Consider the following 19,095-nt stretch of genomic DNA (forward strand, 5'->3'; position numbering starts at 1 on the left):
CTCGCCTGGGCTACTTCGCTTCTTCGCCCTACACGTCGAAGACGACATAGAGCTCCCACTCGTCTCCTCGGTCGGTAATCTCCATCTCCGAGTAGGTGACCGCCTTGAGGTCCCTGGCGTCGACGGCGTCGAGTCCGACACCGCGGTAACTCCCGCCAACGCGTCCGTCGTCGACGGTGACCTCGTTGTCGACCGGCAACACGCCCCGAATGTCGCGTTCGTATATGAGTTCGTCGAGGTAATCGAACAGCAGCGCATCTCGGGATTCGGCAGTGACGGAAATCTGGTGGCGCTTCCCGCCGTCGGGGACATCCTCGCACATCGCGGCCGCCATCCCGTCTGCAACAGCGCCGAAGGCGTCGCCCAGCGTCGCCCCCGTCGCGGCGACGGCGATATCGGCCGTGTGGTCGCGGAGTTCGAACGACATGACCCGGGGTAACGGTAACGCGACCGAAAGGGTTGCGTTGTCGCGGCGGTGGAACGACAGGAATTATTATTCAGCCCACCTAACCGTAAGCTAGTGAGCGTCAACATCCGCCGACTGGAGGTTGCACCTGGCAGTGACGACCACGTGGAGGCAGCCTGGCGGCTAAAAGAGCGTATCCGACGCAACGAAGGCGTCCTTCGCCAGCGCAAGAACTTCTTCTCCAGTGCGTACACCCGCTCGCGTGTCTTCCTCTACAAAGACGAGACCCGCGGACGGCTCATCGGCTTCGCCACGGTTCGTCGCGACGGCTATCTTCTCTTTCTGGCCGTCGACGATGACTACCGTGGTCAGGGGTTTGGCAAACGCCTCATCGCCAGAGTTGCCGAAGAGTTCGGACGCGTGACCTGTCACGCCCGGACGACCAACCGCAACGCGCTGAATTTCTACCGCGGCCTCGGGTTCGAGACTGTCCGCCGTATCGAGAACTACTACGAGGACGGTGGCGATGCCTACTACCTCCAGCTCGGCGACGACGCCAGCATCAGAGAGAAGCTGGCGTCGCTGCTACGACGGTGAGCGAAACACGTTCCGCCCGTGGCTTCAGGCCTTGACGCCCGTTATCTCGAACCGTGCGCCGCCGCCATCACTCTCGGTGACACGAATCGCCCAGCCGTGGGCGTCGACGATTTCTTCGACAATTGCGAGCCCGAAGCCGGTGCCGTCCTCTGCTGTCGAATACCCCATCTCAAAGATGTCTTCACCCGCTGGAACGCCCGGCCCGTCGTCGGCGACGTAGAAGCCGCCGTCGAGCGTGCCGACGGTGATACAAACGGTGGAATATTCTGGACTCGTCGCGGTGGTGCCGTGTTCGACGGCGTTGCTGATGAGATTTTCGAGCAGTTGCATCAGTCGCACGCGGTCCGCCTTGAGTGTGAGGTCTTCGGCCAGTAGTAGCTCTGCCTCACCCGTCTCGACGGTCTCCCAGGCCTGCTCGACGGCCTGTCTGAGCGACACCGATTCGAGGTCGCCGAGGTCGTCGCCCTGATGTGCGAGTGTCAGCAACTCTTCGAGCAGTCGGTCCATCCGGCTGATTGCCCGGTAGCTCCGTTCGAAGTGCTCCGTGTCGCCGGTCCGCTCTGCCAAATCGAGAGACAATTCGAGTGTGTTCAGCGGGTTCCGCAGGTCGTGGCTGACGATGCTGGTAAACGCGTCGAGTCGCTCGTTTTGCTCTTTTAGCTCCTCTTTTTGCTCTCTGAGCTGGTCTTTGTCCGTGAGCTGTCTGAGCTTCACCGCCGCGTGGTCGACCAGCAACTCGGCGAACTCGCGGTCGTACTCGTCGAACGCAGCCACGCTCGTCGAGACTGTCTGGAAGGTCCCGAACGTGCCGATTGGAATCGTCAGCACCGACCGGTAGTCGTTGTCCGCAGGGGTGATATCGTACTCCCGTAAGTCGTCGACGAGAATCGCCTCCTGATGGTTGTATGCCCGACCCGCGAACGTGTCGTCGTCTTCCAGCGACGTACTCTCGTAGTAGTCGCCGCCGTTCATCTCCAGTGACCACGCCTCCTGGATGAGCTCCCCGTCTCGCTCGACGTCGATCGCCACGAGATCGAATTCGAGGATGCGTTCCGCCGTCGCTGTGACTGTCTCGTACACCTCTGCTTCCGACTCGGCTCGTCCGATTTCGGTCGCCGCATCGTGAAGCGCAGAGAGTGTCTCCTCGCGTTCCTCTCGCCGTGCGACCGTCTCTTTTTGTGTGAGCGCGCTGGCGATGATGTGTGCGCTCACCTCCATCAAACCGAGTGTCTCGTCTGTCCATGGGGCAGTCGCGTCCGTCCAGTCGAAGCCAATGAATCCGATTGTCTCGTCGTGGCGGGTAAGGGGGACTGTAACGATAGCGTCGATTTTCCCGGCGTCGAGCGTCTGTTGCAGGTGTGTGGCTTCGGGCGGGAGGTCGTCTACGTCCGGGACTGTCACCGTCTGCTGGTCGACTATCTTCGGCATGAACCACGAGAAATCGCCGGTGTCGAGGCCTTGAAGTGTCGCTTGCTGGGAGTCGACGCCGGGTGCACACCACTCGTGAGTGTTGTCCATCACGTCGCCGTCGTCTGTGAACTCGAAGATGTAGCTCCTGTCTGCGCCCTCGTACTCGCCGATGCGTGCGAGTGCCGTCTCTATCCGGTCGTCGACTTCCTCTTTGCTGGTGCCTATCAGCTCCGACGAGATGTCGATGATTCTCTTCTGTAACTCCTCGCGGCGCCGCTGTCTCGTAACGTTGCGGGCTGTCCCGACCACGCGGTCGACGCGACCTTCGATAGCAATTGGTGTCAAAACCACCTCCCAGGTGCGCCGCCCGCTTTGACTGACCTGCTCAGTGTACGTCGTCTTTCGATTCCGTGCGACGCACTCCTGATACTCCGTTTTCAGCTTCGCATCCGATATCTCTGACAGTGCGTCGGGACGCGTGCTCCCGTCTTCGCCCACAACGGGTTCGGCCAGCCGTTTGACCTTGAGTGTGTCTCCTTCCTCATCGAGCAAGAACAGCGTCTCGTCGGTGTGCTCGAAGACGCTCTCGTACTCGTCTTTCAGCGCTTCGAGTTGTCGTTCGTGACGCTTTATCTCTGTCACGTCGTTGAACGTCGCGAGCACGGCCGGTCGACCCTCGTACTGGATGCGCGAAGCAGAGAGGTCGATGACTCTGTGCTGGCCGTCTTCGGCTGTCATCTCAATCTCGTAGTTTTCGGGCGGTTGGTCGCCGTCGACTCGACTTTCGTACCGCGTTTCGACCAGTTCGTGGTATTCCGGTGCGATTATCTCGGTGAAGCGCTGTCCGCGCAGTTCTGTGTCATCCTTGCCCGTCAGGACGCACATCCGGTCGTTGACGAACTGTATCGTCTCGTCCTGAACGATGACGACGCCGTTGGGGCTCTGGTCGAGTAGCGTCCTGTAGAGTTGCCGACTCTCCTCGTGTTCTCTGGCCTGTCGCTTTTGTGCCGTGATATCGGTCGCGACACCGACTGTCGCGTATACCTCTCCGTCCTCGAACAGCGGTGTAATCCGGGTCAGGAACGTCCGGTTGCCGTCTTTTGTCTGGACCTCCTCTTCGAACTCGACCGACTCACCCGCGTCGAGAGGCGCCCTGTCGTTTGTCTTGAACTGGCCGGCCAGCCTGTCGCCAAACAGTGTCTCGGGTGTCTTTCCAGTCATGTCGGTATCGCTCGGGATACCAAACATCTCTCGGCAGTTCTCGTTTATCAGCAGGAACCGACTCTCGCTGTCCCGCATCCAGATTGCGGACTTGACGTTGTTCAGGATGGCTTCGAGCTGTTGGGTTTTCTCTTCGAGAGCCCGCTTTTGCTCTCTGCGTTCGGTGATATCACGGAAATAGACGAAGATACCCTCACTGTCTTGTGCCGGGAAGATGCGTTCTCTGTACCACCGACCGGGGTTGATATCAGACTCGCTCTCGACGGTTTTTGCTTCCTGTTTGTCGAGTACGTCTCTGTATTCCGACAGCGTTTCCGGTCTTCCTTCGGAACTGAGCTCGTCGTATGGGGTACCGAGTAACTCCTCACGCGAGTGCCCTATCAGTCTCTCTGCCTGTTCGTTGACCTCTGTAACGACCATCTCGTCGTCGAGTTCGACGTACCCGTCGGTAATCCGTTCGAGGGTCCGCTGTCGGCGCTGGTTTGCACGCTCGGCACTCTGTCGCGCCCTGTGTTGCTCGACGACGTTCTCGATTCTGTTTGCCAGCACGGTGAACTGGCTCGTCTCGCCTCGCTTCTGGATGTAGTCGGTCGCACCAGCCGAAATCGCCTCTGCTGCCACCTCCTCGGACCCCTTGCCGGTGAACACGATGACCGGTAACGTCGACCACTCTGCCCGAATCGCTTCGAGGAACTCGATGCCATCCACCTCCGGCATATCGTAGTCGCTCACCACACAGTCGTACTCCCACGCACTGATATTGTCGAGCACTGCTTCCGGGCCGGTGGCAGTCTCGACTTGGAGCTGTTTGCTTCGCTCTTCCAGAAGCGTCTCCGACAGGTCGGTAAAGCCAGCGTCGTCGTCGACGTGTAGCACCGTAATCTGGCCCGACATGTCGCTCATACTGTTTTTCATAGGAGTGCCTGACTCATAAAAACATGCCTATAGTTACCATTTCACTCGAAACAACGAGTCTCTCGCTACCTTGCCAGAGGCAGTCACGCCCGCTCATTCGTATGTGGTCGTGAAGCCGCCGTCCCAGAGCAAGTCACCGCCGTTGAGGTGTCTGCCGTGGCGTGAAAAACCGAAGGTAAACAGATTCGCGACCTCTGTGGGTGTCATCATCTCCTTCGTACGGGCTTGACCCAGCATGACATCCTCGATGACCTCCTGTTCGGAGAGTCCTCGCTGTTGGGCCGTCTCTGCAATCTGGTCGACCATCAGCGGCGTCAGGACATAACCCGCAGACACCGAGAAGCTCCGTAACTTCCCGTCACCTTCTGCCGCAATCGACCGCGTGAGTCCGTTGAGTGCGTGTTTGGCGACGATGTACGCCGGCTTGCGCTCGGTGGCATATCGACCGTGTACCGAGGACATGTTCGCGATTGCGCCGACACCGTCCTCGGTTGCCTCGATGTGGGGGATTGCGTCTCTGGCGATGAGAAACGGCGCGCGCACCATCACGTCCTGGAGCTGGTCGTACCGCGCGGTCGGAAACGACGTAATTGGGTCGATATGCTGGAGGCCGGCGATATTGGCCACGTATCGCAGCGTTCCCTCGTCTGCGGCCGCCTCGACGACAGCGCCGATGTCGTCCTCGTCTGTCAGGTCCGTCTCGACGCCGAGAAAGCGACCCGCCGCGTCCAGTTCGGCCGTGATTGCTGTTGTGTCGTCGAGTCCCGACTCGTCGATGTCGGCACCGACGACGGTCAGCCCGTTGACTGCGAGCGCGACTGCCGTCGCCCGCCCGATACCCGACGCCGCACCCGTGACGAGCGCGACTGTTCCGGGCGAAAATCGGCTGTCGTCGACGACCAGCAGGTCCTCGCGTGTCAACTCCGGCGCTTGCAGGTCTGAGGGTTCCCCCGCCATGCATGTCGCTGACACGCCGTTGGGATATGGTTCCCCGGGTTAATTACCCAACCGTGGCACCCACCAGATGACAAACCCTATGGTATCGCTGCCAGAATGAATCGACGTGAACGAGCGGACGCTTGCGTATCTGCGCGGCCGGTTCGGCGATTACTATCGTGGTGGGGCCGTCGACCAGCCGCTGGATGCCCACGCACGCGAGTGGGGATACGTTCCCTGGACCGAGGGCCCCGGCGAGACGTACGTCCGTCACAACTCGCTGCTTGATTTGGGTGACCTCGATGACTTTCTCGCGCGAGAACGGCCACGACACGTCTACTTCTCTGCGGGCCGGTACGACGACCCCAGCGAGAAGACGATGGACGGCAAAGACTGGCAGTCCTCCGACCTCATCTTCGACCTCGACGCCGACCACCTCCCCGGGACGACGCCGGACGACAGCTACGGCGAGATGCTCGCCGCCTGCAAGGAGGCACTGTCCCGGCTGCTCGAGTTCCTCCGAGACGACTTCGCCTTCGAGGATCTCGAAATCGTCTTTTCTGGGAGCCGGGGCTATCACGTCCACGTCCACGACGACAACGTCCAGACACTCGACAGCGACGCCCGCCGCGAAATTGTCGACTACGTCCGCGGCATCGGCCTGGAGTTCGACGCGCTTGTCGAGGAACAGACTGTCGCTGGCTCTGTCGGCCGAGAGAGTCCAGCGAGCAACCGTTACCTCCCGACTGACGCCGGCTGGGGAAAACGGGTCCACCAGGAACTGCTCTCGGTGATGCAAGAGGTGCGGGAGATGGACGAACACGAGGCAGTCCCGGCCCTCCAGGAGTACGATGGTATCGGCCAAAAGAAGGCAGAGACGGCCTACCAGTTCGCACAGAACCGGTTTGTCGAGATAGAGGAGGGCAATCTCTCTGCCCACAACGTCTTTGAGAACCTCGCAGAGCAGTTCGCACCGGCGGTCGTCGCCGACCAGAACGCACAGATTGACGAGCCGGTCTCGACAGACACGAACCGACTGATTCGCCTCCCCGGCAGCCTCCACGGCGGGAGCGGCCTGGTCGTCCGACCGATTCAGGCCGACGAACTCGACGCGTTCGACCCGCTGACCGATGCTGTGCCGGAGACGTTCTCGCGCCACGATATCACCGTCGACGTGACAGCTCCCGGGACTGTTCGCCTCGGTGGCGATAGTTTTACACTGGAGGAGGGCATTCATTCCGTTCCAGAGTACGTTGGCGTATTCCTGATGACCCGAGGGCGCGCCGAAAAGGGCAAAGAATGACAGACGACGCTGTGATACCATGGACCTGAACGAACTGCAGTCGGTACGCGACCGCGAGCGACAGACCGACAAGCTCCAGCAGCTGCGCGAGTCGTTTTACGCCGACGCGGGCTCGTTCATCCAGCAGTTACACGCCGAGCGCGACCGTGCCGTCGAGCGTGCCGATGACCCCTTCGACTCGCCGGAAGTCCGCCAGTTGACCGACGAAATCAAGACCGCCGAGCAGACCGTCGAGGCAATTTACGAGAAACGCGTCGGTAAAATCGTCAAGGCGGCGTCGTTCGCTGCGGCCGACCTCCCGGCCGAGTCCGACGGCATGACCGCCGAGGAACAGGAACTGTTCGACGACCTCGTCGGCAACATCAAGGCCAATCGCGAGCGTGTGCTGGCGTTGCTTGACGGCGACGAGCCGCCGACCGACACGGACACGCCAGCGCCGACAGAGGGTGACGAGCCGGCTGCCGCCGGCGTCAGCGGTGCCCCAGAGCCGGCCGAGACGCCGGCTGGCTGGGACGAGACAGCCGAGTCTGACAGCGTTACCGCCGCCGACGCGATGGGTGGCGCCCCATCGCCAGAGACAGAGCCAGCGGCCACGGGCGACGCTGCGTCACAGACTAACGAGCCGCGTCCGCCGGCCGACGAGGCCGTCCCGCCGTCGGCCGACCCCGTCGACCCGCCCGTCCGGAACGACGGTGGAACCGCCACGGAGCAGCCACAGTCAGACACTGACGAAGCGGTTCAGCCCGATATCGAACGCCAGCGCGTCCAGATTCTCGACGACGTGGAGACGTTTCTCGGGTTCGACGACCGAGATTACGACCTCGAACCCGACGACGTTGTCTCGTTGCCCGCCGGCAATGCCGATATTCTCCTCGAACAGGGCGTCGCTCGCGAACTCTGAGCGCGAAAACGGGCGCTTTTGCTCTGCCACAAAGGTTTTGAGAACCCCCCGAGAACGTAGCCAACATGGTCGACGCTATCGCGATTGGGATGGTTGCCGCCGGTGTCGTACTGTTATTTGCCGGGGCGGCGTTGTCGGTGTACGGTGCAGGACTGCTCGGTGCCGTCCTCGGTGGCGGCGGCGGGTATCTGGTTGCGCCGACAATCGCCGATGCGGCAGGTGTCGAGGGCGCTGTTGGCCTCGCACTTGCCGTAGGGGTTGGCGCGCTCGTCGGCGTCGGCGTCACGTACGTTCTGCTGTCGATGGCGATTGCAGCGATGGGGTTCGCCGTCGGAACCTATCTTGGCGTCGTCGCAATCGACCCCATCGTTGGGACTGATTCGCTGGTGATGACCGTCGGTGTCGGTCTCGGAACCGGTGTCGCCCTGGCGTTTCTGGGGCTGTTTTTGACCCGGACGACGCTCATCATCATCACGTCGTTCATCGGGGCAGCGCTGGCGTCACAGTCGATTACCCAGGAAGCAATCATGGACGCAGCCGACGAGTTCCCGACGCTCGACCCAATAGTCTTCGACGCCTCGGAGCCCCTGTTTCTGGGGTTGTTTGCGCTGGGCGTCCTCTCGCAACTCGGGCTATTCAAGCTCGGCTGGGTGACGAAAATAGCGGGCTATCTCCCCGGCGCGAGCGTCCTCCGTGACTCGAAGGAGGAACCAGCCTGACCTGCTACCTCGGGCAAACGGTTAACTTCAGGCCCTGTGATTGGGGCGTATGGCAACCGGCGTCGAAACATCGGTACTCGTGTTCGCGGTCAGCTTACTCGTGGGTGGATTCGGCATCCACGTCGGGTCCAAGTTCGCGCTGAAATCGCGTGAATTCTCGTATGCGGTCGTCACCGCGCTGTTTGGTGCGCTGGCCTGGGCGCTCGTCGAACTCCTGTTCAGTCGGGTTGGCGTGGGTGGACTGCTCTCTTCTGTCGTCGCCTTTCTCGTCTGGACCTGGGTCATTCGTTCCCGGTACGAAATCGGCTGGATTCGCGCGACTGTACTCGCACTCGGCGCGTGGCTGGGTGCGGTGTTCGCCTTGCTCGTTCTCGCTGTTGTCGGCGTCGGTGACCTCGACGCGCTGGGTGTGCCTGGCGTGTAACACTCCGGAGCCGGAAGTCGACTGCCGACTCCCCGGACAGTTATCAGGGAGCCAGCCAAACCTCGTCGTATGCTAACAGGCTCGGAAATGGCGGTCGTCGACGCGAACGCCGAGGCCCTGGGGGTGCCCCGCAAGCAACTTATGGAGTCGAGTGGCAACGCAGTCGCCGCCACAATCCGTGAGATTGCCTCGCCAGACGACACCGTCGTCGTCGTCGCGGGACGGGGCAACAACGGGGGCGACGCTTTCGTTGCGGCGCGGTTTCTCGACGAGTTCGACGTGCAAGTTCGTCTGCTCGGACGGGCAGAGACCATCACCACAGACATCGCACGCAAAAACTGGGACGCGCTGCTCGCCGCCGAGTACGACGCCACGGAGGTCCGTGACTCGACGGCGATAGACCTCGGCGACGCAGACGTCGTGGTCGACGCGATGCTCGGCACTGGTATCAGCGGTGACCTACGCGAACCCGCAGCGACCGCTGCTGTTGCGATGAACGAAGCCGAGGCTCCCGTGCTTTCTGTCGACGTCCCGTCCGGGCTGGACGCAGAGACCGGAGCCACAGCACCTTCGGCTGTCGAGCCAGACCACGTCATCACCTTCCACGACACCAAACCGGGTCTCGACGACCTCGATGCCACCGTTCGGGTCGCCGACATCGGCATCCCGACGGGCGTCGAGACGTTCGTCGAGCGCGGCGACTTGCTTCGACTCTCCCGAGAGACAGAGAGTCACAAGGGTGACCACGGCGAGGTACTCGTCATCGGTGGCGGTCCCTACACCGGGGCCCCGGCGCTGACGGCACAGGCTGCTCTCCGAGCGGGTGCCGACCTCGTCAAGGTCACCTGTCCTACCTCAGTTGTCCACGAGGTCCAGGGGTACAGCGAGAACCTCATCCTCTATCCGATGCAAGGGCGGCGACTCGAACCCGGTCACGTCGGTCCGGTGATGGAGTACGCCCGCGAACACGATTCTCTCGTCATCGGGCCAGGTCTCGGCGACGACGAGGAGACCCTCGAAGCCGCGAGAGCTATCATCGAATCGTACGACGGGACCGCTGTTGTCGACGCTGATCCGCTCCAAATCGTTCCGGAGGTCGAAACCGAGGCCGACCTCATCTGTACGCCCCACCAGGGCGAACTGGCGGCGATGGGCGGACCAGCGGCCGAGGACTGGCGAGAACGGCGGTTTCTCGTCGACGGGTTCGCCGCGGACCTCGACCACACGATGCTCGTCAAGGGGAACTACGATATCGTCGCCGACGGCGAGCACAGCCGGGTGAGCCGAACCGGCAATCCAGGGATGACCGTCGGCGGGACGGGTGACGTGCTCGCGGGCGTGACCGGCGCGCTCACCGCGCAACTCGACCCGTTCGATGCCGCCGCAGTCGGTGCATTTGTCACCGGGCGTGCCGGCGATATCGCCGCTGAAACGTACGGTAACGGACTGGTGGCGTCAGACCTGTTCGATTCGATTCCCGAGGCTATGGACCCGTCGTAGCCTCAGGCTGACGGGCTGGTTTCGACGAGTTGTTGGGCCTTCGAGCGGGATTGCTCGACCACCTGTGGTCGCGCTTCGAACTCGACTGTCACCTCGTCGGCGTGGTCGCCGTACTCGACAGTCTGGACGTACGCGTTGTCGTGAATCCAGGAGACGACGCTCATTGTGTCTTCTGTCATCGGCATCACCAGCCGTTCGTGTTTGTAATCCGGTAATTCGTCGTGGACCCGCTCCCAGAGCCGGTCGATACCGTCGCCGGTTTTTGCGCTGATGACGACTGGATTCGGCGCGAGCGCCGACAACCCCTCTTTTTTCCGAGTGATTTCGTCGTCGTCGACGGTATCACACTTGTTGAGGACGGTGACGATAGGTGCCTCGTTGCGCTCGTAGAGCGTATCGTGGCAGGTGACGACCTTCTCGTGAATCTCGTCCATCGGCTCGCTCACGTCGACCACGAGCAAGACCAGATCCGCGCGGTAGACTGCATCGAGCGTCGATTTGAACGACTCGACCAGCCAGTGGGGCAAATCGGAAATGAATCCGACCGTATCGGTCACGAGCACGTCTCGGCGGTCGATATCGCCCTTGCGCGTCGTCGTCCCGAGCGTGGTGAACAGTCGGTCTTCAGACTCCGCTGTCGAGTCCAGGTCTGGGTGGATGTCCTCGTTTTCGTCGACATCGAGGTCGGCTGCGAGCTGGCGCAACAGCGTCGATTTCCCCGCGTTCGTGTAGCCGGCGAGTGCGACCAAATCGAATCCGGACTCCCGGCGTTGTTCGCGGCGGTGTTGGTCGTCACGCTCTATCTGTTCGAGTTCGTCACGGATGCGCGAGATGCGCGCCTTGATGTCGCGTTCACGGCTTTCGTCGTACTCGCCAAGCCCCATGAAGCCGGGCCGTTCGTCACGCTTGGCGAGGCTGGCCTTTGCTTCTGCTCGGGGGAGCTCGTAGCGCAACTCTGCGAGTTCGACCTGGAGTTGGGCTTTCCGTGTCTGTGCGCGCTGGCCGAAGATTTCGAGAATGAGACGAAATCTGTCGATGACACGCACGCCTTCTGGGAGCTTGTTGCCGACGTTGTACGTCTGGTAGGGACCGAGTTCGTTGTCGACGATGACCGCCGTCGCGTCCGTCGCCGCGACGGTCGCCGCGATTTCCTCGACTTTCCCCTCTCCGAAGTGATAGGCGGGGTCCTCTGTCCGGGTTTGGGTGACCGACTCCAGCACACGATAGCCGGCCGCCTGTGCCAGGTCGCGGACTTCCGCTGTCTCCGCCTCGCCCGACCGAACCCGCTTGCCGATTACCGCTCGTTCGGGTGGTGTGTCTCTCTCTGTCACTTACGCCTGTGTACGGTACCATGATATTTAAATGCCAGTTCCAGTACCGCTCTCGGGCGATTCGACGCGCGGTAGCGTCACCGTGACGGCGCTCCCATCGTCGGTTTCGGCGAAGGCAATCGTCCCGCCGAGGCGTCGGACTCCCCAGTAGACAAACCAGAGTCCAACGCCGGTCCCGTGGCGCAACGGCGTCTCCTCGCCGTCGAGCAACACGGCCTGCTCGTGTTCGGGGATGCCCGGGCCGTTATCACAGACGGTGATGGCTACCTCGTCTGGCCCTGACTCCAGTTCGACAGTGGCTCGTGGCTCGCTCTCGCGGCTGTGTTTCAGACCGTTGTCGATGAGTTCTTCGAGGACACCCTCTAGGATATCTCGATTCGTCCGCACTGTGACCGCTGTCGTGGGGTCGGGTACCTCGATGGTGGCGTCAGGGTATGCCGTCGAGGCGGTGTCGACGAGTACAGACGCTAGGGCGACGAGGTCGACGCGCTCACGGTCGACGCGTTCCCATTCGAGCAACTGCTCAGCCCGCGAGACTTTCTCGCCGAGGTCACTGATATCGCGTGCTGTCTGTCTGATACGCTCTCCGTGTTCGACTGCGGCCGCCGGCGGCACACTCTCGTCTCGGAGCGGCTCTGCGAATCCACGAATCGAGTCGAAGCTATTGCGCAGATTGTGTCTGAGAACGCGGTTGAGCACCGCGAGTTGCTGTTCGTGTGTCTGCTTGTCGGTCACGTCACGGAACAGATACACGGTCCCGACCGTTCGGTTCGTGCTGTCTTCGATTGGAGACTCCGTGATGTCGTACTCGCGCCGGCCGCTCGACGTTTCGATGCTCACCGGACTGTCGGCGCTGGCTGCGGGCGAGACCCCGACTGCCGCCGATACGGGGCGACCCAGTGACGACCTGTCGATACCGAATGCGTCGTTGGCCGTTCGATTGCTGTCGAGCAATCGCCCACCACGGTCGGCGACGATGACGGCTTCGGTCATCTCGTCGAGAACGCTGTCACGGGCCAGGTAGCCGGCGCTTGGCTCGGTCTCGAACAGCGCACAGCGGTACTCGGCAAGCAGACACAAGACTCCTGTGAGGCCGAGTAGGCCGAGAATCAGCCAGCTGACGAGTTCTGTCAGCGACAGCTGTTCGGCAACCACTGCACCCACAATCCAGATACTCACTAGCACCGACCCGACGCCCGCGACGACGAGCGCGCGCCCCAGCGGGAGGTCGTCGTATGTCACGCCCGCCCGAACGACGAGGAATACGCCGAACAGCCCCAGCGAGAGCACCACGAGATTCAGCACCGATACCACCAGCCAGTACGGTGACCCGACGGTGAACGCGTTCAACAACAGTACCTGCACACCGCTGGCGAGCAGACCGAACCCGACCAGGCCCGCGAGACGGGGCCGGGTCATCGCGGGACCTCGCCCCGTGTATTCGAGCGCGAACCCACTCCAGAGAAGCGTCCCCAACACCAGGCCAAGTGCGACCGAGACGTTCCAGTCGAGCACCGCCTCGCTGGTCACGAGGCCGCTGGAAAGTGCGAGGACGACTCCGAGCAATCCGAAGGGAATTGCCCCCGGTCGGCCCCGTCGGCGCAGGGCGTGGGCACCTGCCCAGAGGTTGAGGACGCCGACGACTGCCCCGAGTGCGACGAGCGCGGTACTCACGGCGGCTCACCACCGACCCGTCCCGCTACTGTGGTGCTCTCTCCCTCGGTTCCGGGTTCGTCGGCCGCTGGCAGCTGTAGCGTCACCAGTCCGGCTCTCTTTCCGGCGTCGCTCTCGCTGGCGGTTCTGACGGTGCCGCCGGCCGACTCCACGGTCAGGCGTGCGAGTTCGAGAGCGGTCTCGCGGAGCGCGTTTGCAGTTGTGTCTTCGGCGTTGAGTGTCACCTCAACGGCCTCGCCTGTCGCCTCAATGGTCACGTCGATGGCTTCGGTGGGGGTATCGACCCCGTCGGACACCAGCAGTTCAAGCACCGATTCGAGCAGCGGCGGCTCGATGGCGGCTGGTGGCGGTGACCTGTCGCCTACCACCGCTGGACTGTCCTCTATGACACTGTCGGCGACTGTGGCCACGTCGCTTCGCTGTGTGTCGTCGTCGGCCAGCCCACGCTCGACTTCCCGGACGTAGGTGAGGAGTGTGATGAGATTCGTCGTCGTGGTCCAGATTTCTGTGCCCGACTCGGCGGCGTTCGCTGGACTGTCTGCGATGTCGTCTGCGGCCGATTCGAGCGTTTCCATGCGTTCAGAGACCGTTTCGACGAGAAAGCGATTCAACACCGCCAGGCGACGTTCGCGCTCGCGGCGGTCGGTGATATCCTGACAGACAACAAGATGGCCCAGTGACCGTCCCTGCTCGTCGGTCACCACTGTCGCGTTGATTGCAACGACAGTCTCCGCAAGCTCGACACGGGCCGACTGGTCGGTCTGTGTTAGCTCGTCGAGCGAGAAATCGCCGGGAACCAACACCGACCAGTCCTCGCCGAGCAGCCGGTCGCTGTCGACCCCGAACAGGGCTTGGGCCGCTGGGTTCAGGTCCTGTATCTGCCCGTCTTGACCGACGACGACGATTCCTTCCGTCATCTCGCGTATCACCCGTTCCCGCCCGAGAACGCCCGCAAGCGGGAGGGATTCGAACATCGAATAGTGACGGATGGCAAACACGAACAGCAGGCTGCTCACCAGCACCGAACCGGTGAACACCGGCGGCGAATTGAACCGGAGAAACAGCCAGGCGCTCCCGAACAGCGTCCCCGCAGCCAGAGACAACACGGCAGCTTCCCGGACCAAAAGCGGCCCGAGACGGGTCGCCTCGTCGAGGACGAGAAAGACGCCGACGATTGCGAGTACAAGCACTAAAACGAGACTGACGACCAGAATCGCCTCGACGACTCTGGTCGTCAGTGCTATCCCCGTCGCTACGAGAAACAGGCTGCCGGCCTCCAGAACGAACAGCCCGCCGACGGTCGCCGCGACAAGCCGCGTCACCCACGTCCCGCGTCCGGTGTACGTGAAGACGAACACCGTCCACAGGCCGAGGACGGCAATATAGCTCGTGAGAACAGCCGAAATCCAGAACACGTCGGCAAAGTCCTCGCTGACTCGCCGTGCCAGAACGGTGTGTGTCGGCGTGAGATGGACGTGAAGGAGGTGGAGGACGGCCGTGCCGGCTAGGGTCGCCGCCAGCCCAAAGAGGGGCCGGGCGGTCGGCTCCCGTCGGCGGGACCACATGACCGCCAGAAAATAGCCAGACCCGAGGATAGCCGCGACTGCGAGACCGGCCGACGGCAGCGACGTTTCGATGACCATAGCTGACGGTCCGTGCCCTGAAAGAGAGCCGTGAGACCTACGGTGGACTCTCTGTGTGACAGTGGGGTGTGTTCTGCGTGAAGCCATATTAAATGGCGGGCTCGGTTTCGTGCGGTCTGGCGATTTAAAACGCGCCAGAATACAGACTGGCGTTTAGGTCGCCGGAGAGAAATCTATCAGCAATGGACTCAGACCGACGAGCCGATGGACCCGACCCCCCGGACGACGGCTTTGTCACCGATGATACCCCTCCCGTAGACTCGCTGACTGTCGGCTACGTTGGCACGGACCTGACAGACGCCGTGAAGACTGCCTTCGAAACGTCGGCCACACCGGTATCGTTCGAGGTTATGGCTGTCGAAGACGGCGAGGCCGGGTTGGCCCTGTTCGAGTCGGGCGCTGTCGACTGCCTCCTCAGTCGGTACGAACTGCCCGATATGACCGGCATCGAGTTGCTCGACAGCGTCCGCGCCAAAGCGCGTGCCTTCCCTGTTGTCCTTCTCGCTGTGGCTGGCTCCGAACAGCTTGCAAGCCGGGCCATCGCTGCGGGCGTCACCGACTACATTCCTGCTGGAGACTCGTCGCTGGCCGACCTCCCTGCTCGTCTCACGGCCGCGACAGAGCGCGCCCGCACTGACCGGCCCGACTGCGTCGAGGCTGCTGTCGAGGACGCTGCCGCTGCTATCGTCATCACGGACACAGACGGCACAATCGAGTACGTAAACGGGACCTTCGAAGAGATAACGGGCTACTCCAGCGAGGAGGCAGTCGGGCAAACCCCACAGATTCTCAGCTCAGGAGCCCACGACGAAGCCTATTACGAGGAGCTTTGGGAGACGATTCTCGACGGTCGCGTCTGGGAAGAGGAGACGATCAACGAACGCAAATCCGGCGAGCGCTACGTCGCACGCCAGACGGTCGCGCCGGTAACAGACGGTGACGGGGATGTCGACCGGTTTGTCGGTATCCAGCGCGACGTGACGACACGCCGCCCGCTCGAAACACAGGTCGAGCGGTCGGCGCGAACGCTCTCGGCCGTCTACAACCTCACGTCAGACACAGAGATGTCCCTCGACGAGAAAATCGAGGCCGTCCTCGATGTTGGCTGTCGTCACCTCGATTTGCCCGTCGCCTACGTCACCCGTATCGAGGACGGCACCCAGCACGTTATCGCCGCCAGCGGCGACCACGACCTGATTCAGGAGGGTACGACAGACCCGCTCGGGCGGACTTACTGTCGGAAGACGATAACCCAGGCCGAACCGCTTGTCGTCGACGATGCAGCCGAAACCGACTGGCAGGACGACCCAGCCTTCGAGCGGTTCGGGCTACGGTGTTATCTCGGGGCTCGCATCCAGGTCGACGGCTCGACGTACGGAACGCTCTGTTTCGGCGGTGAACGTCCCCGTGAGGAGCCGGTGTTGTCGGCGCTCCAGTCGACTGTCGCGACGCTCGCCAACTGGCTGGGATACGAGATAGCACGCCACCGATACGAGTGGAAGCTCGAACGGAAAAATCAGCGCCTCGACGAGTTCACCTCTATCGTCTCACACGACCTGCGAAACCCGCTCAACGTGGCGATGCTCCGGCTCGAACACGCCCGCGAGGCCGACCACCCACGCGAGCATCTCGACGGTATCGCCGACGCACACGAACGCATCTCGACGATTATCGAGGACACGCTGACCCTCGCCCGCGACGGCCACCTCGTCGAGGACCTGGAACACGTCTCGGTCGGTGAGATTGCCACGACCTGCTGGGAGACTGTCGAGACACCACAGGCGACACTCGATATCCGGGAGGACCCACAGATAGAGGCAGACCCCGACAGACTCAGACACGTCTTCGAGAATCTCTTTCGCAACGCGGTCGAACACGTCGGGCCGGACGTGACTGTCAGCGTCGGTGAGACGGCAACCGGCTTTTTCGTCGCAGACGACGGTCCCGGTATCCCCGACTCGGCTGCGGTCTTCGAGTCGGGCTATTCGACCAGCCAGAACGGGAGCGGGTTCGGGCTCGCCATCGTCGAACGGATTGTGAAAGCACACGGCTGGTCGGTCACTATCACGGCGAGCGAGGCCGGCGGCGCGAGATTCGAGTTCGACACCGGCGACGACGGCGACCGCTCGCTCGAACCGACCTGTCTTCTGAACTGAGAGTAAGCCCCAACTGAGTTACAGCGACATCGGTGTGTCACTGCGTGTATCCAACACCCTCCCGTATGTGGGTAGAGTCGTTGGAACGACTGTGAATCGGCTTACCGCCGTCTGTGCGCGGGCTTGCCTTCGGTGACCCGGATTCGAGCGTAAACGTTTCGAGCAGTGCCTGCAGGTCCGTCGCTCGCTCCGAGAGGTGCTGGATGTTCCGGCTCGCTTCAGAGATAGTCGCCGTCTGCTGTTGGGCAACGGCGGCGAGATTCTCGGACTCGCTCGTCGTCTCCTCGCTGACGTTTGCCACGTCGTCGACCATCTTCACCACTTCCTGTGTCGTCGTCGCCTGGTCGTCTGTCGCGTTGCTGATTTCCTGGACTGTCGTGTCGACGGCGTTTACCTCCTCGACGATGTCCTCGAAGTTATGCAGCGTCGTCTCGATGGTCTCGACACTGTCTGACACCTGGTGTTCGAGCGCTCGAACGTCGTCGACAGTCTCGGCCGACGCCGTCTGGACGTCCTCGATGCGCTGTTGGATTTCGGCCGCGGAGTCCTGTGTCTCCTCTGCAAGCTGTTTGACCTCGTCGGCGACGACTGCGAACCCATCACCGGCGTCCCCGGCCCGGGCGGCCTCGATGCCAGCGTTGAGCGCGAGCAGATTCGTCTGTTCGGCGATGTCTTCGATGAATGAGACGATATCGTCGATTTCCCCAATCTGGTCGACCAGCGACTCGACTGCGGTCGCGGTCCGACCGATTCCGGCTTCGAGTTCGTCGAGTTCCTCGATTGCGACCTCGGCAGACTCTCGTCCCTCGTGGCTCTGTTCGGCGGCGTGACTCGCCGTCTCGGCCGCCTCGTTCGCCGAGGCGGCAATCTCTTCGACGGTCGCAGACAGCCTGTTCATCTCTGCGGCGACCGTCTGGAGGTCGTCGCTTTGCTCGGCGGCACCGCTGGATATCTCCTGGGTCGAGCGTGCCACCTGGTCGCTTGCGGCGTCGATTTCGTCCATCTGTGCTGTGGCCGAGTCACTCGCGTCTGCGACATCTCCGGCGAACGTCTTGACCTCCATGACCGTGTCGCCGAGGGTTCCCACGAGCTCGTTGTACGCGTCGACAAGCTCGCGGTACTGGTCGTCGCGCACGTCGAGGCTGTCTCCGTCGATGGTCGCAGTCAGGTCACCGTCACGTGCCTTTCGAGCGGCCTCCCCGAACGCGTCCACGAGAGCTTCGAGACGCTGTGACCGCGCTTCGAGTTCCGCCGTCATCTCCTCTAGCTCCGTGGTGTAGGATTCGAGGCTGGCGGCCATTTCGTCCAGCGACTCGCCGAACGCCCCTGGCACGTCCTCTGTGAGCACCTCGTCGTCGAACTCCTGGCGTGCGAGTGCGTCGGCCTGCGCCGAAACTGTCACCAGATATTCCTGCATCTCCGCGAATGCGGACGTGAGGCTGCCGATTTCGTCTCGCTGGCTCGATTGCTCGATGTCGACATCGAGGTCGCCTTGGGCAATCGTCCGGGCCGCCTCGTCGAGGGCGACTATCGGTCGGGTGAAGTCGCGACGAACGATGAGTAACGTGTTTACCAGCGCCAGTATCGCAGCGCCGAACAGTGCCGCCGAAAACACGTACCAGACGATGCCCGAAAGCACGAACGGACTCACGAAAAGCGCGACAGTCGCACCGAACTGGAGTACCACGGCCGTGACCACCTTCCGTTCGACCGACTCGGTGACACCGAGACGGTCCATCATCCACCACAACAGGTCCTCGTACCGTTGTCGAAACGACTTCCGGTGTTGACCGGAACGGGGTGACGCTGACATACCGTACAGTCCCTGAACAGCTAGTAAATAACCGCGGCTCCGTTCTCAGTGTACGGGAACAGCGGCCGCCTGACTGCTCTGTGGGAGAGACCTGTTACTGAATTCTCACGCATTGGTAAGCACCGCGCTCATTTTTCCGTTTAGCT

The 19,095-nt window shown here is 62.3% G+C and carries 14 protein-coding genes; 7 read left to right on the forward strand and 7 right to left on the reverse strand.

Features of this window, described 5'->3' with window-relative positions; genetic code table 11:
* Positions 1–28: 28 nt before the first annotated feature.
* Complete coding sequence (locus BLR34_RS02825; protein ID WP_092699221.1) at positions 29–427, reverse strand: archease; 399 nt, start codon at positions 425–427, stop codon at positions 29–31.
* A 93-nt stretch (positions 428–520) separates the two neighbouring features.
* Here BLR34_RS02825 and BLR34_RS02830 point away from each other — a divergent pair, with 93 nt between their 5' ends.
* Positions 521–1,003, forward strand: coding sequence for a GNAT family N-acetyltransferase (locus BLR34_RS02830; RefSeq protein ID WP_092699223.1), 483 nt, complete (start codon positions 521–523; stop codon positions 1,001–1,003).
* Positions 1,004–1,027: 24 nt separating this feature from the next.
* On the opposite strand, the gene BLR34_RS02835 is transcribed toward BLR34_RS02830, so the two are convergent.
* Both BLR34_RS02835 and BLR34_RS02840 read right to left on the reverse strand, forming a co-directional pair.
* Positions 1,028–4,537: a PAS domain S-box protein gene (locus BLR34_RS02835; protein WP_176765219.1), complete on the reverse strand. Its 3,510-nt coding sequence runs from the start codon at positions 4,535–4,537 to the stop codon at positions 1,028–1,030.
* 105 nt (positions 4,538–4,642) lie between these two features.
* Entirely contained in the window at positions 4,643–5,506 is an 864-nt protein-coding gene (locus tag BLR34_RS02840; RefSeq protein WP_092699227.1) for an SDR family oxidoreductase, read from the reverse strand.
* A 106-nt stretch (positions 5,507–5,612) separates the two neighbouring features.
* Between BLR34_RS02840 and priS the strand changes: the two genes are divergently transcribed.
* The 5 genes from priS (at position 5,613) to BLR34_RS02865 (ending at position 10,332) form a co-directional block, all read left to right on the forward strand.
* Entirely contained in the window at positions 5,613–6,788 is a 1,176-nt protein-coding gene (gene priS / locus BLR34_RS02845) for a DNA primase small subunit PriS (protein ID WP_092699229.1), read from the forward strand.
* Positions 6,789–6,807: 19 nt separating this feature from the next.
* Positions 6,808–7,689, forward strand: a complete 882-nt coding sequence (locus BLR34_RS02850) for a hypothetical protein (protein WP_092699231.1) — start codon at positions 6,808–6,810, stop codon at positions 7,687–7,689.
* A 65-nt stretch (positions 7,690–7,754) separates the two neighbouring features.
* Positions 7,755–8,408, forward strand: coding sequence for a hypothetical protein (locus BLR34_RS02855; RefSeq protein WP_092699233.1), 654 nt, complete (start codon positions 7,755–7,757; stop codon positions 8,406–8,408).
* Positions 8,409–8,457: 49 nt separating this feature from the next.
* On the forward strand, positions 8,458–8,832 hold the full coding sequence (locus BLR34_RS02860; RefSeq protein ID WP_092699235.1) for a hypothetical protein: 375 nt from the start codon (positions 8,458–8,460) through the stop codon (positions 8,830–8,832).
* Positions 8,833–8,901: 69 nt separating this feature from the next.
* Positions 8,902–10,332 (forward strand): NAD(P)H-hydrate dehydratase, encoded by a 1,431-nt coding sequence (locus BLR34_RS02865; protein ID WP_092699237.1) that lies wholly within the window; start codon positions 8,902–8,904, stop codon positions 10,330–10,332.
* Positions 10,333–10,334: 2 nt separating this feature from the next.
* Here BLR34_RS02865 and hflX read toward each other — a convergent pair whose 3' ends face one another.
* From hflX to BLR34_RS02880, 3 genes are read right to left on the reverse strand one after another with little or no spacing between them, the layout of a single operon-like run.
* Positions 10,335–11,663, reverse strand: coding sequence for a GTPase HflX (gene hflX, locus BLR34_RS02870; protein WP_092699240.1), 1,329 nt, complete (start codon positions 11,661–11,663; stop codon positions 10,335–10,337).
* Between the two features lie 27 nt (positions 11,664–11,690).
* Positions 11,691–13,337: a sensor histidine kinase gene (locus BLR34_RS02875; RefSeq protein ID WP_092699242.1), complete on the reverse strand. Its 1,647-nt coding sequence runs from the start codon at positions 13,335–13,337 to the stop codon at positions 11,691–11,693.
* Entirely contained in the window at positions 13,334–14,980 is a 1,647-nt protein-coding gene (locus tag BLR34_RS02880) for a PAS domain S-box protein (RefSeq protein WP_176765220.1), read from the reverse strand. Before BLR34_RS02880 ends, BLR34_RS02875 begins: the two co-directional genes overlap by 4 nt.
* A 182-nt stretch (positions 14,981–15,162) precedes the next feature.
* Between BLR34_RS02880 and BLR34_RS02885 the strand changes: the two genes are divergently transcribed.
* Entirely contained in the window at positions 15,163–17,136 is a 1,974-nt protein-coding gene (locus tag BLR34_RS02885) for a PAS domain S-box protein (protein ID WP_092699246.1), read from the forward strand.
* Between the two features lie 37 nt (positions 17,137–17,173).
* Here the strand turns inward: BLR34_RS02885 and BLR34_RS02890 are convergent, their stop codons facing one another.
* Entirely contained in the window at positions 17,174–18,874 is a 1,701-nt protein-coding gene (locus BLR34_RS02890) for a methyl-accepting chemotaxis protein (RefSeq protein WP_092699479.1), read from the reverse strand.
* Positions 18,875–19,095 lie beyond the last annotated feature (221 nt).

Source organism: Halovenus aranensis (assembly GCF_900100385.1).
In the GTDB taxonomy this organism is placed as follows: domain Archaea; phylum Halobacteriota; class Halobacteria; order Halobacteriales; family Haloarculaceae; genus Halovenus; species Halovenus aranensis.

Coding starts and splice junctions, on each gene's coding strand:
- BLR34_RS02825 (WP_092699221.1), bottom strand. CDS start 427: ATGTCGTTCGAACTCCGCGACCACACGGCCGATATCGCCGTCGCCGCG.
- BLR34_RS02835 (WP_176765219.1), bottom strand. CDS start 4,537: ATGAGCGACATGTCGGGCCAGATTACGGTGCTACACGTCGACGACGAC.
- BLR34_RS02840 (WP_092699227.1), bottom strand. CDS start 5,506: ATGGCGGGGGAACCCTCAGACCTGCAAGCGCCGGAGTTGACACGCGAG.
- BLR34_RS02850 (WP_092699231.1), top strand. CDS start 6,808: ATGGACCTGAACGAACTGCAGTCGGTACGCGACCGCGAGCGACAGACC.
- BLR34_RS02855 (WP_092699233.1), top strand. CDS start 7,755: ATGGTCGACGCTATCGCGATTGGGATGGTTGCCGCCGGTGTCGTACTG.
- BLR34_RS02860 (WP_092699235.1), top strand. CDS start 8,458: ATGGCAACCGGCGTCGAAACATCGGTACTCGTGTTCGCGGTCAGCTTA.
- BLR34_RS02865 (WP_092699237.1), top strand. CDS start 8,902: ATGCTAACAGGCTCGGAAATGGCGGTCGTCGACGCGAACGCCGAGGCC.
- BLR34_RS02880 (WP_176765220.1), bottom strand. CDS start 14,980: ATGGTCATCGAAACGTCGCTGCCGTCGGCCGGTCTCGCAGTCGCGGCT.
- BLR34_RS02885 (WP_092699246.1), top strand. CDS start 15,163: ATGGACTCAGACCGACGAGCCGATGGACCCGACCCCCCGGACGACGGC.
- BLR34_RS02890 (WP_092699479.1), bottom strand. CDS start 18,874: ATGGACCGTCTCGGTGTCACCGAGTCGGTCGAACGGAAGGTGGTCACG.